The sequence below is a fragment of the Mycoplasmopsis pulmonis genome (assembly GCF_900660575.1).
Classification (GTDB): domain Bacteria; phylum Bacillota_I; class Bacilli_A; order Mycoplasmatales; family Metamycoplasmataceae; genus Mycoplasmopsis_B; species Mycoplasmopsis_B pulmonis.
In genome coordinates, this window is sequence record NZ_LR215008.1 from 212348 (window position 1) to 227060 (window position 14713).

A 14713-nucleotide genomic window follows, 5' to 3' on the forward strand; every position below is an offset into this window, starting at 1 on the left:
TTTGTACTAAAGGATAAACTATGAAAAAAAATAATGATAAAAACAAAACATATCTAAAAAAATCCATTGTTGGACTAACTCTAGTCTCTGCTGTTTCTTTATTGCCTTTAACTTTTGATAAAACTTCTTCAAAAGAACAAGCAGAAAGCTCATCTGTTGATTTAAAAAGTAATTTTCAAACTAACACGCCTTTGGCAAATGAGCAAGTATCAAAAGTTCAAACTTACCAAAAATTTGGACATGACCAAGGTGTTTCTTCAAGTATTTTGGCAGTAACTGATCCTTGAGAGACTATTGTTGACATTACAAGATATGAAAAAGATAACAAAAAACATCTAATTGCTAAACTGGGACAAAAAAATAAAAAACACTTTTTAAAATATACTTTAAATAGGAGTGTTTATGAAACAACTAAAACCAGAACAATGAAAGAAATGATTTTCATTATATGAAGAATTTTATGATGGAAAAATTAATATAAAAAAATATATATTTTTAGTAAACAAAAATATTGGTAAAGATTGAAAAAATACATATGTAAAATCTTGATTTTTCAAAAAATATTCTGCTTTTCAAAAAGATGAACAATCTTTAATTTCACAAACTGGCAAATCTACAGCTAACAAAAAAAATAACGGTAGACCACCAAAAAGAAAAGAAGTTAATGAATATACAAGAGAAGAATTAGAAGAGATTGTTAAAATTTATAGAATAATTTTTGATGACATTAGTGAAAAAGAAATTCGAAAAAAAATTAAAGAACATAAAGATAAAGAAAAAATATTAACTAAAATTTCATGAAAAGAATTTCTCTTTTCAAAATCAACATATTATTCTTGAAAAAAACCTAAACTTGCAGAGCCGAAAAAAGATCAAGAAATTGAAGAAATTATTAGAAAATCATTTCATGAAAACAAAGGTATATTTGGTAGAAAAAGATTAGAAATTTATATTCAAAATAAATATAAAAGGTATATAAACTATCGAAAAATAGGTAGAATTTTGCTTAAATTAAATCTTTTTTGCAAAATTAGAAGAGCAAAAAGAAAAAATGAAATTAAAAATCTTAATACTAAATATCAAAATCTAATTCAAAGAGACTACAATGGCAAATTTAACAACATAGTTGCCACTGATGTAACTTATATTCCAAGCCCCAAAGATGCAATTAACAATCATGTTTATTTATCGATTGCAATTCATCATCAAAGCAAGAAAATAATTAATTGAAATCTAAGTAAAAGAAATGATGTTAAGTTAGTTTTAGATCATATTTCTAAAATCAAATTTGATAAAGAGTGAATAATTCACTCAGATCATGGAAGTCAATATTCATCAAATCAGTATAGTGAAATTATTAAAGAAAACAATGGGATAATTTCAATGAGTAGAATCGCAAATTCACTTGATAATCGAGAAGCAGAATATTTCTTTTCAAATATCAAAAGTGAGTGCTTAAATGATCTAAAAATTTCAAAATTATCATTCAAAGAATTGCAAGAAATTATTCAAAATTATATTGACTGATACAATAATGAAAGATTACAATCAATCTTAGAATGAAAAACACCTCAACAAAGCTGAGATGTTCTAAGTGTTTTTTAAATAGTCACTTTTTTTGTCCTAGTTTATGCCCTAACTGCTTATTCACTTTTTTCAAAACCTAAAAGTGAAGTTCAAGCTACCAAAAATCAAAAACTAAGATTTTTTGAATTTTCTGAAAAATACAACACTTATGTTTTTAAAAAAGAAGTAACAATTAGTGACTCTATTGAAGATGAAAACAACAATAACACTTATAGTCAGATTTATAATAATAAAAATAATAATAATGAAACTATCTTTAATGATTGGTATAAAAACTTTTCAGTAAGCAAAGTAACTAACTTAGAATATCTTGCCCAAGATGATAAATTAGTTTTATATGGAACCAATGGTTATGCTGGTGTTTTTGCCTCAAGCGAGCTAAATAATAATGCAACTATTGCCCTTCCTGTTACAACTGTTCAAGCAAACGATCAAGTGCAAAGACAAAGTACAAGTACAAGTCCAAGCACAAGCCAAAGTACTAATGCAAGTTCAAATCCCGGAGTTAAAAACAAAGGAATATCTTGGTTTTTATCTGAAAATGACGGAACTTTCAAAAACACTTATAATTCTTTTCAACAATCTTATTCTAATTACAAAGATCAATCGTTTGAAACCAAAGCTTTTTTAAGAGCTTCTAATGGAAAATACTTTTGAGCTGGAGAAGCTGAGTATTTAACAATTACAACAAATGAGGGAGTTCCTGAAAATAAAAAATTTGGAATTTTCCAAGGTGAAGATTTCTTTGGCTTTGAAAATATAGTTGCCAATGAAGAAAAAAATATTTATTGACACTCTAAATACACAAAAGACTACGAAAAAAAATGAAGCTCTTCTGTTAATCTTTTACTAGAGCATAATTCTACTATTTATGCCTTTGGTGGAATAGAGCATCAAGGATATGTAGCAAAAATTAATAGCTCTACTGGAAATGTAGATACTAAAAAAGAGTTACAATTTCAAAACTCTTCTTTAGGAGAGATTATCTCTGGTTTTGTCTTAGATGGTAAATTTTTCTTAGCTTCAAAAACTCAAATTATTGAAATGGACGCTGATTTAAATGTAAAAAAAACTTACAACATTAACACTCATCCAGATGCTTCAAAAATTATGCTCTCACCAAATGGAATTAGAATTTCTAAAATTATTTCCAACGGTCAAGGTGGTTTTAGTGTTTTAACTACAACTAATGATAGTTTTGAAAAAAAACTTTTATCAAATAGCTTTAATAATACTCATTTAGCTATTTTAAAAGTAGGATATCACAATTTAAATAAACAATATGTTGCAAATACCTACCACTTTAAAAATAGCCCTCCTAGTGGAGAGACTGTTACTAATGAAAATGATTTGGTTAAAAAAGTTAGAGGTTCTAATCTAACTTCTATGGGTTCTTCACTTTTATCTTTTAATTATAATTCAGAAAGTGGCTTTGTTCCTTCGGGCATAAACAATAACTATGGATTCTATATTAATGGAATTAATGCAGCAAATTTTTTTACACACTCACCAAGTGGAATCAGCGATATCTTCTATGACGGCAAAGGTGGCTACTACAGCGTTCATCTTGATGGAACCATCAAGAAATTAAATTCTAAATTTGAAGAGAGCTCTTGAGTTTCTGCATCTAATCCTTATGAAAATGAAAATTTATGACATATTAATAAAAACTTTGATTCTATAAAAACTGATATCCTTCAGAGTGAAAAAAATCCTGTAAAAACATATTTTACTAAGGATCATAAAGGTGTTTTTGTAATTGCCAAAAATGGTGTTCACTACAAAAGACTTGTAGGAAGCAATACTACTATTTTAAATACTAATCTAAGTGATGTCAAAGACATAATTGAAATTTCACCTCAAGCTTTTCTTATTTATTCATCAAAAGATGCTAAAATGCTTATTTTAGATGATAGCTTTAGTAAAACCACTATAGATGTCTACACTCTAGGTATGAATGGAAATAATAATCCTTTTAAAAACCAAGATATTCAAAAAATTCTTCACTATAACACTAGAACAAAAATTCCTGCTCCTGCTTCAAGTAATAATAACAATACAAATAACGAAAATGTAACTTCAAGTTTTGTTATTTATTATCGCCATAATACAAATCAAGCTTCTTTAGAAAATTGAGAATTTGACTTTTCTACTAAAAAATGAATTCAAAAAAATGTAATTAAGGATAACAAAAAACAAACTTATACTTTTAGTAGTGAAGAAAATGTTAAAACCACTGATGTTTTTATAGACCCTTCTACTAAATCACTAATGCTTCTTTTAGGTAGTGGAAATAAAAATAATGAATTTAATCAACCTAATTTTAAGGTTTATAACACTATTTTAAATAAATACAATATTTCAAAGGACTATAATTTTTCTTCTGCTGAAACTACTACTCAAGAGCAAAACTACTACTTAGGTTCAGGAAAAATTCAAACCACTCAAAGTGCTTGAAGTGATTATCAATTAGTTACTAACAAGCAAACTAGTACAATTCAAACAGTAATTAATGCCCAAAATATAAATACTTCATATTTAGCTGCCAAAGGAGCTAAAAACGCTCTTGTTCAAACAAATGATAAGAAAGTCTATTTAATTATTACTGGTAATCCTAAGTACTTATCTGCAAGTGGTTTTGAAAATACAAAATATAATGCCTTTGGTGTTGCAACAATAAGTGATGTTCAGAAAAAACTTGATCTTTCTGAGACTAAGTATTCTCACTTTATTGATAGTGACTTTGCAATTGAGTCAATTGTAAATGATGGTTTTGGTGGATACTATCTATATGGAAAAACAACTTTAATTAGATTAAATAGCCAATTTGAAGTTATAAACTATCATGATTTTTCTAAAACTATGTCTAAGATCACTAGCGTTGCTCTTGATCTAAAATCTAACATTGTTGTCAATGGTACTAAAAAAGACAATACCACTCAAGGCACCGTTGAGTATTTAAACCCTCTATTTTCTAAAGGCTTTGTAGAATATTCACAAAGTTCTAATTTATATACTCAATTTAAAGATAGTGAAACAAAAGAGGAATATACAAAAAGACAAGATGCTTGAAAAAGTGAAGACAAAGCTTATTATGATCAAAAAGCAAATCAAAATAAAACTATTGCAAGTCAATATAAACTTGATCAAAAAGTCTTTAAAATTCCTAAAAATTCAAAAGATGCTCTAAAAGAAATTACTTTTTTAGGAACTACTATAAACCTAACTATTAATGAAGATAAAGTTTGAAGAGCTGATTTTGCAGATGACAAAGAAATAGACAAAATCAAAAAATATTACAAAGACTTAGAAATTCAATATTCTTTTGAAGGTTATACTAACTCAAATGGTGAACAAATTTGAGTTAGAAATGCTCAAAATGAAGAAGCTCATGCAGTTTTTAAAAATTTACTAAGCTCAGACAATAATTCTTACAAAGGTTATTCTTTGAGTGTTGATCAAATTAATGCCTTTGATAAGAAAAAAATTCTTGTTAGATTTGCTAAAAAATTTAGCAATAGTGATTTATTTCCAGATACCAATCAAGAAAAAGTTTTACTAAGTGAAACTAAAAACCATCAATCATTAAAACAAATTGTTAGAATCTTTAACAATGGTTCATTTTTTACAAATACATCTAATTACTGAAATAGTATTTCATCTTTAGATACACAAAACTCTTTTGTACTACAAGCCTCTGACAATACTAAGCAAATTTCTTCTTCTAATATTAAAATTGATCTTCCACAATCAATTAAAGACTTGAGTCTATACAAAAATGGCATTCTTGATGTTAAATTCTCTACTTCTTCTGATTTTAGTAATGCCCAAGACAAAGATAACATTAGTAAACTTAGCAATATAGCAGATGAGTCAACTCAGCTATATTGAAGATTTGAAATAAAAGATGCCCATAAAAGCGACTATGTTTTCCTTGGTGAAAATAATCAAGAAAACAACTATTCATTTTCAAAGTTAATTCAATCATTTTCAATTCCAAGTGCTCTTGAAGGAGCTGAAATTAAAAATTATGATTTAACAAGCTTTAGTGGAAACTCTAAAGAATTAAGTGCAACTGAAACAATAGGTGATGCTGTTAAAGAACAAGCTAAAAGCTTATTAGTAGTTGAATATGCAATAGGTAAAGAAAATTTTGACACCCAATTTAATTCCAATTCAAATATTAGAACAAGTGAATATCTTCTTTCTAATATTTCAGGTAAAGAGTGATTTACCTTAGATGAGCTAAAAAATGCTCTAAAAAACCAACAAATTAGAAACTTTAACTCAACTGATGTACAAAACATCTATGCACGTTTAAGGCTAAAAAACCAAAGTGACCATGGAAAATACTATTTTGACACATCAATCAAAAAAGTTTATTCTCATGCAAATGGATCAACTAAAGACTCATCTAAATTTAAAGTTTGAGTTAATGTTGCCAATGAATTTAATGAATTAGGTAATTCTACTTCAAGTAATAGTAATAACTTACTTTTTGTTAAAGGTAATGACACTTCAAGTGTAGTTTTTGATACCTCAAAAACAAGATTTTTAATAAACTATGACACTTTGAAATCTAGAAAAGTTTATCTTGAATATAACACTGTAAATGATAGTTCAAATACTACTACTACTGATTCATGAAAAAGAATTGACTCTTTTGCAAGTGCCATTGACATCTCTTCTACAGGAAAAATATTTGTTAGAATTAAAGCAGAAGAAGGTTATGAAATTGACCAAGATAAAGGGATTGTAAAAGAACTTGGAGTAGCTCAAGAGACTAAAATAGTTATTACTGATATAAACTCTAGTTCTCTAAAAGAGCAAAGCAAATTAGTTCTTAGTGGTAATTTATTTAACCTAAGTATTGAAGAAAAAGATGAAATTTTTAATTCAAAACACTTTAGTCAAAGCAACACTGTTGCTAATTTTAAGGCCAATGTTGAAGTAGGTTATAGAATTGACTCTTCAGGAGGTTATGTTAATAGAGCTGCCTTTATTAGCTATTTACAAAGTCTTAGCCCTTCTGATATATCAAAATTAAGAAAAGAAAATTTAGAAGTTTTATTTATCTTAACTAGAGCTGGAAGTCAAAGATATGTTATTCAAACTAATAACAATGATGCTCAAAAACCTCATGTTGATAATGTTAAAAACTATGCTAATGTATCTAAACACATTGAAAACACAAACATCTTAGAATATGTTATTTTAAGTGGTTCATCTGACGAATTAAATATTAACCCTTCAGGAATTTACTCTCAAGATTCTTTAACTGAAGCTGGTATAAAAATGTTATATGGTCACTGAAGTATTTCAGGTCAAGAGCTTAGCTATACATTTAGTGAAAATGCTCCAACTAAATTAATTACAATTAACAACAGTGACTATGACTCATATACTAGTTTTAAATTTAATGGAAAAAGTAAAACAAAAGAAGAGATTAAAGCTTTAAATCTTGATCCTTTATCTATTAAATTTGCAGCCACTGATGAATCGACTACTATAGTTGGTCTTGGAAATAAAGAAAGTGGAACAAGTGATGTTCAAGAAGAAAAAGGATATCGCCTTGATCATACAAGAATAAGACAAGTAATTAATGTTAGTCAAATAAAACTTAAAGATTACTTGAATTTTAGTGGTTCTACAAAAAATCTTAACTCTGGTATCAGCCAAGAAGACTTTGAAAAAAATGCCTTTAAAAATGAAGCTGGTCAAGATCTAAGTCAAGAGCACAAAAATGCAATTCGAATTGAATATCAAATAAAACAACCAAATGGTACAATTTTAAGCTCAAGTGAAGGTCATTCTTGATATAACTATGCAACTTTAATTGAAAGCATTCATAACCTAAATGCAAGACTTCAACCAATTGATCTTAAACACTCAACAAATAATGCTAGTGATACTAACGTCTATTCAATAAATGCAAGATATGCAATTGTCCCTGGTGGTGCACTTCCTTATGCTCTGAAAAATCAAGATAATCTTTTTTCAGAGTTAAATCTAGATAATGTTAAAGCCAATGTTAATTTGGATCAATTATTTAACACTTTAAAAACAATGCGTACAAGAGCTGAAGGTGATTCATCTAACATCCAAAACATTAAACTTCCTTTCCCAGAAAAGATTAAAAACCATTCAAATTTTGAAGATTATTCAAAATTATTAAAAGAAAAATATGGAATAGTCTTTGAATTTAATGCCCCTGGAGATAGTCAAAACGCAAATAACTGAAGAGCTCTTAGTGAAATTAAAACTTTAGGTCAACAAAGAAATCTTAAACTTAGAGTTAGACTTGAAAACACTCACAGTACTAAAACAGAAATTGATCTAAATCCAGAAAACTACACTACAAAGCAAAATGATGGTTCATATGAACTTTCACTAGATGTTCAAATACCAACTAGAATTGAAGTTCAAAATACTTGACTTAACACTTTAGAAGCAACAGGAAATACTAAAAACATTGATATAGACCAGAGCAAAGTTGATGAGATTATTCAAAAAATTATTGATGAACATCGTCAAAGAGTTCAAATAGAATTTGCAATTGGTAGTGATGTTCAAAAAATAGCTATTAAAGAAAATTCAAGTCAAACTTGATTTGCATTAAGTGAATTTAAAGAAAATCTAAAAAACTATAATGATTTAATAAATCATGATAACAAAAATGTTTATGCAAGATTTAGACTTAAACCAGAAGTTAACTCTGATGACTATGTTATTTCAGAGAGCCCTGATTCATCAACTAAAATTGTGGTAGCTACTTTAAAATCTTATTTAGATGTAAGTAAATATCTATCTAATTTTAGATTCTCTTCACCTACTTTCTTAAATGATAAAGGAGAAGAAGTTCACTCTAACAATGTAACAAGTATAACTCCTGGCTTTACAATTAATGAATCACAGGCAAAACTTAAATCAGTTGGTGTTGAAGTAAGATTTTTAAATAGTGAAAAGGGAACTTTTTCAACTGATTTTCCAAAATTAGGTCAACCTCCAAAATTATTTGCTATTTTAGCAATTAAAGAAAATCAGCTAACAGAATTTAGTGAACATGGCAGTGCCAACAATGTTACAAAACCAGTTGAAATTCCTCTTGATACTCTAAGAAAATACATTGATATTTCAACAGATGAGCTAAAAGATCTAATTGATTTTTCTGGAAATACTAAAAACATTAATATTGATGAGGAAAAACTAAAAACTAAAAATTCTTTTGGTTATGAAAGAGTTGATGTTCTTTATGCCTTTGGTAAAAAACAAACCAACGATGATGCAAACAACATTAGTTTAGACCCTTCTGAGCCAAGTAAAAAATGATTTACAAAAGATGAAATAACTAGTCTTTTAAAATTATTTAACTCAGATATCTATCTATATAGAAAAAGCCTTGATAGAAACGATGCTGGTCTAAAACCTTTTGAAGTTGTACTAAAAGCTAAACTTGATTTAAAACATGGAATTGCCTCAAGTGATTATGTTATTAACAAAGCTGATGAAGTTGTTATAGAAGATCTAAAAAGTGTTAAATCTTATGTTGATCTAAAAAGACACTATGAAGCATTTGACAATAGAGAAAACCATGACTATAACCTAATTACATGAGGAAACTCTACAAGTGCAAGACAAATCAAGAAAGTTGTTTTCCCTATTAGTGTTGGTGAGTCTAATGAACTAAGAAATAAAGGAATTGACCTTAAATTTGGTCTAGGAGAAACTAGCGATAACTTAGATCTTAATTGAGATAATGATTTTTCAAATGATCCTAAAGACTTAGGTGAGCCTAAGAAAATGAAAATTAAATTTGAAATTAAAGAAAGCCACAAACAATTTATTCATGTTGAAGATCAATATACTCAAACAATTTTAAAACAAAATGAACAACTTGCAATTCCAAATTTAATTGTAGTTGATACAAATAATCTTTTAAAAATTCAAATTAGCGGTGATACAAAAAATATTCAAATTGATGATAGTCAAGCTATAAATTCAATTACCCTTGATAAAGAAAAAGTTCAAGTTCTTTATTCATTAGGTGATGAGGCTAAAAACCAGCTTATTAAACTAAAAAGAAACTCACAAGATGAGTGATTTACTAAAGAAGAATTCATTGATCTTCTAAAAAGATACAATCTAAATATTTACAAAGAACAAAAAATTATTAATGTTAAATATGCTCTAAAATCTGGTTTAAGTATTAGAACCCATGATGTTTCTGATAAAAGTTCAAAAAGTCCTAGTCTAAATAATCTAAAAACACACTTAGACTTAAATGAAGTCATTGAAAGAATTCAAAAAGAACACCTAACTTTTGCAAGTGCTAAAAACACCAAAGATTTAGGTCCAGCTGAGCTTCCATTAACCCCAGCTGAAAAAGAGATTTTCAAAGAATATGGAATTGTTCCTAAGTGAAGCACTATAGCTAATCCTAGTGATGAAAGTGCTATCTTAGATCAGCAGCCAACTATATTAGGAGAGCCTCCATTTTTAGGACTAAAATTTGCCCTTGATAGCAATGGACAGACTAAAACTGTTTTAAGTGAAGATTCACAAGCTTGAATTGATGTAACTCCTTATGCACTTAAAGAAACAATTAATGTTGTCTCTTCTGATCTTACAAAAATTGCTGCTACTGGAAATACCAAAGACATTGTCATTGATGAGTCTAAAGCTCTTGAAAATCTTTCTCAACATGGACAAAAATTTGTTGAAATAAGATATGCAATTAATGGAATAGACTTTAGCAACTCTCTAGAGCATAACAACCGAAGTTGATTAACAAAAGATGAGCTTTTAGAATTTTTAAGATCTTACAAAAATGACATTGTTGGAAATCAAAAGAAAATTCTTGCACACTTTTTCTTAAAACCTGGAACTGACAATACTAAATTTGAGCTTACTTCTAAAGAAACAATTGTTGAACAAGAAATCAACGTTAGTGAACTACTTTCATACATTCATTTAGAAGAGCACATTAATACTCTTGAAAAAGAATCAACTACTTTTGGAGACAATGACACAACAACAAATATAACTCAAGTGTTTTTACCTCTTGAAGAGTTGAAACTTCAAAGACTTCAAGACTCTGGAATAAAGCTTCAATATGCAACAAGAGCTAGTCGAAGTGGATCATCATGAAATGTTGAAGAAAATGATTGATCAGACAATGTTCCTACAAGACTAAACACTGATACTAACGGAAAACCTCAATTACTTCTAAGGTTTGTAGTTGATTCGACAAATTCTCAAAAACCTTTTATTGATCCAAGTTTTACAAGAGCAATTAAATTAAATGCAGCTATTAAGATTAACATTCAAGTTATTCCTTCAAACCTTGCTCTTGTAGATATTGTTGGAAATACTAGAATTCTAGATATTTCCAATGAAGAAAGAGCTCTTGAGTCAATTGAAGTAGGAAATAAATCAAGAGTTCAAATCCAATATGCAATTGGAAGTGCTCCTTCATATATAAAACTAGATGGTCAAAAAACTTGATATACAGCTTCAGAGTTTAAAGAAGCTTTAGCTAAATATCCTCATACAATCTATGCTAAGAGAATTAGTGCTCGCTATAGTGTTATTGCTTCTCAAGAAAATGAATATAAAGTCTCTTCACAAGCTCCACAAATAGTAGAGCCAGAGTCAATAGCTTCAAGTTCAAAAGTTCAAGTTTATGTTCACCAGATTCAAGGTGATATTGTAAATAACACTTTAGTTTTAGGTACAAACGATGACGTAAGAATAACTCTTCCAAAATGACTACAAAAACGCCCAGCTGTTTTAGCAGAGGGTGAAAGTGCTAGTGATTATTTAGTTCAAGGACTAAAACTTCAATACACTAACTCAAGAGATCATTCAACTTGATATGACACAGCTCCAGCTAGCATCGATGAAAAAGATAAATACCTTGCTCTAAGAATAGTAGGTGAGCCTGGTTATATCTATGCTTCAAATCAAGTTCATGTTCTTAGAACAGATAAGATTAAAGATAATGTAAAAATTGAATCTTATGTTTCTCTTCTTTCTTCAACTTCACTAACTGGAAATACAAGAGATATTCAAATTGATGAATCAAGAGCAAGAGCTGTTTTAGAAAAAACTAGATATAAAGATGACATTGTTATTAAATACTCTTTAGGAGTGGCAATTGACGGAATAAGATGGTTTGAAAAAAATGAATTTATTAATCTATTAAAACGACTAAACGGTCAAGTAAACGAAACAAATGCCATTATTAAACGTGAGCAAATTGTAGCTCGTTATGATTTCAAAGATCCTAATGAACAAAGATTTGTCCTAACAATTGAGGGAATTTCTGTTTCTTCTGAAAATATTAACTCAGAAGAAAGAAGTAAATTTGTTGTCAATGTTGTTAGTCCAACTAATAATACAAACCTTAAAGGTTACATTAACACCCAACACATTCTAGGTCAAAACTTAGACAAAGTAGAAGTTAGTGGTGAGACCAAAAGACCTGTTTTAAAAATTAATGAAACATTCTTAAACTTCTTAAATACTTACAATGGTCAAAATTCTCCATTTATTTTGGAATACACTTCTAAAACAGACGGAGAAAACCCTGATTTTTCAAGTGCTACTTTACTTGTTCCAAGTATTCTTCCATTCCAGCCAGTTTGACCTTTAAATACAGAACTTGACTCAGAAAAACCTTCTTTTGCCTTTAGATTCAGAGCAAATTCTAATTATGTTTTAGGTGATGGAACCAATGACAATACTTTAAATGAATTTGTTTATAAATTTATTGACAAAAAGAACATTAAAGTTTTAAAAACTCTTCAATTTGATCTAAATTCAAAACCTCAATTAGAATTAATAGCTGGCTCTTCTGATAATGGCGTTATGTACCAAGGTAAAACTTCAGTAAATAATAAATCAACTGAAACCTTAGATTCAAGGCTAACTTGATACTACCATGTTACAAAAACAAAATATGAAACTAGAGAGCAAATTGAAAATATTGTAAAAAACAATGCAGCTTGAACTAGCCAAGTTCCTACAAACTTAAAAGTTGGCGATTATGTAATGGTTAAAGCAGACGTAAGAGATGCAAATGAATATGTTCTAAGATCAACAAATCAAAATTACTACTCAGACCAGCTTTTTGTAACAGGACTAAAACTTGACTCATCACATCTAAAATTAGATTCAAACAACGTTGAATATGAATCTATATCTAGAGATCTAAGAAGAAATTATGATGGTCAAGCAATTATTTCTAGACTTGCTTTAGAAAAAGATGTTTTTGGAAACCATCTTGGAGTTGACATTGAAATGTATGTAGCTCCAAAATACATTAAAAACAAAGAAGGAAACATCATAGTAGATCGCTTTGGAAGTCCAATTATTGAACGTGAAGGAGCTAGCTCTGGAAGAAAAATCCAAGTAGATACAGGTGGAAACTTTGCAATTGATGCTCAAGGTAATGATCTTTACTATATTGTTGATTCAAATGGACTTCCTGGAAAACCAAAAACTGATGAAAATGGTAAATGAGTTGCTTTAGAAAATGTTAAAGGTGATGGTGTATTTAACCAAATAAACACCTCTGAAGGACTTTTTGAAAATCAAGATGTTAAATTTAGATTCAAAGCTAAAAATGGCTTTATCCTTGACGACCAACTAACAAAAGAAATAAACCATACTATTAGAGGCCTAAAATACCTAATTGGAAATACACTTCAATTCCAATTTGCTGATTTAAAACCTAACTATACTTCATCAAGAGCTAATGAATCTAGAGCGGTAAATGGCTTTAGTAGATTTACCCAAGATGCAATTAGTGCTAGAATTTTAGACAAGCCAGGAGGCACTTTCCAAGAAGTTGTTGGATTTAACAACATAATTGATGCTCTAAGAAAAATCAATCCAAATCTAAATCTAAAGATGACTATTAACAGAGTCTCAAGTGGAAGATTTACAATCTATGATGATCTTGACAAGGCTCTTCCAGGAGATCTTTCAAACCAAGATGAGATATTAATTGAGGCTTATTCAAAAGATCCAAGATTTGACATTGAAATTGAAAGTCTAAAATTAACTGTTAATGGCTTACCTGTTGAGCCTCCTATTGCAAGTTTAAAATATCTAAGAACTAACTTTGTGGGTGAGTTAAATGGAACTGGAACTTTTGAAGTATTAACAACCAACACTGAAACTCACCAAGAAGAGCTTTCAAAAGATTATGTATGAGAGTACAAAGTTAATAATCAAAAATGACAAAGAAACATTTTAAACAATCTAAAAAACGGAGATAAAATCCAATGAAGACTTGTAAAAAGTGGTGATGTGCTTTCTGATGAGTTCTTAAACAAAATTGCCTCTCCAATAGGAAGCCAAAGCTTTAGAGTCTCAACATATACCGATGATGATAATAAAGTAAAAGATGGATTTATTGTAAGAGGACTTAAAGATGAAATTGTAGTTGGTGATTTCAACGCTGAAAAACTAGTTGATTTAGATCTAAGCTTTGTTGGAGATAGCGGTAGTGGTTCAATTAAACCTAATCTTTCTGGACTTGCCCTTCCTGAAGGAACTGAAATTCAATACATTAGAAAATCAACTGGTGAAGTTATTCGTGATTTAAGTAATGCCAAACTTTCAAATGGTGAAATTATTATTACAAGACTAGTAGCAACTGAAAAAGCTCTTTCAGAAAACAAAATTCTAAAAGCTGTTGTTGAAAGAGAATGAGAAGTTAAAAACCTTGAAAAAGAAAACTCAGTTATAGCTACCGCTGTTTCAGCTAGTGTGGCAGCTGTTGGTGTTGTGCTAATTTCAATTCTTGGTTTTGGTACTTACCGATTTATTCGAAGACGTAAAATGAAATAATTTTTAAACTAAATTTAAGTTAAACAACTTTTGCACTTAGCCAAAAGTTGTTTTTCTTTTTAAAATTAAGCTTTTGACCTTGCAATTAACTTAATCTTGATAAATAAAACAATGCTATAAAAAAAGCCAAAAAAGCCAAAAATTAGGAAAAGTCCTAGTAAAATTCCTAAATTTTTCCTAAAAATCAAAAAAATCACAAAAAAAGGAATATATACTATGCAAGAGTTTTGCAAAATTTATCTTGGAAAAAAGCTAGCAAAAATAAAAG

General features: G+C 28.8%; 3 protein-coding genes. All 3 read left to right on the forward strand.

Annotation, left to right across the window (positions count from 1 at the left end):
- Window positions 1-20 precede the first annotated feature (20 nt).
- From EXC36_RS00945 to gli521, 3 genes are read left to right on the forward strand one after another with little or no spacing between them, the layout of a single operon-like run.
- Entirely contained in the window at window positions 21-476 is a 456-nt protein-coding gene (locus EXC36_RS00945; protein WP_129690040.1) for a hypothetical protein, read from the forward strand.
- Window positions 403-1605, forward strand: a complete 1203-nt coding sequence (locus EXC36_RS00950; protein ID WP_041363864.1) for an IS3-like element IS1138B family transposase — start codon at window positions 403-405, stop codon at window positions 1603-1605. Before EXC36_RS00945 ends, EXC36_RS00950 begins: the two co-directional genes overlap by 74 nt.
- Window positions 1606-14445 carry a gliding machinery surface structure protein Gli521 gene (gli521, locus tag EXC36_RS00955; RefSeq protein ID WP_408634247.1) on the forward strand — a complete coding sequence of 4280 codons (12840 nt, stop codon included), beginning with the start codon at window positions 1606-1608 and terminating at the stop codon, window positions 14443-14445.
- Window positions 14446-14713: the final 268 nt, after the last annotated feature.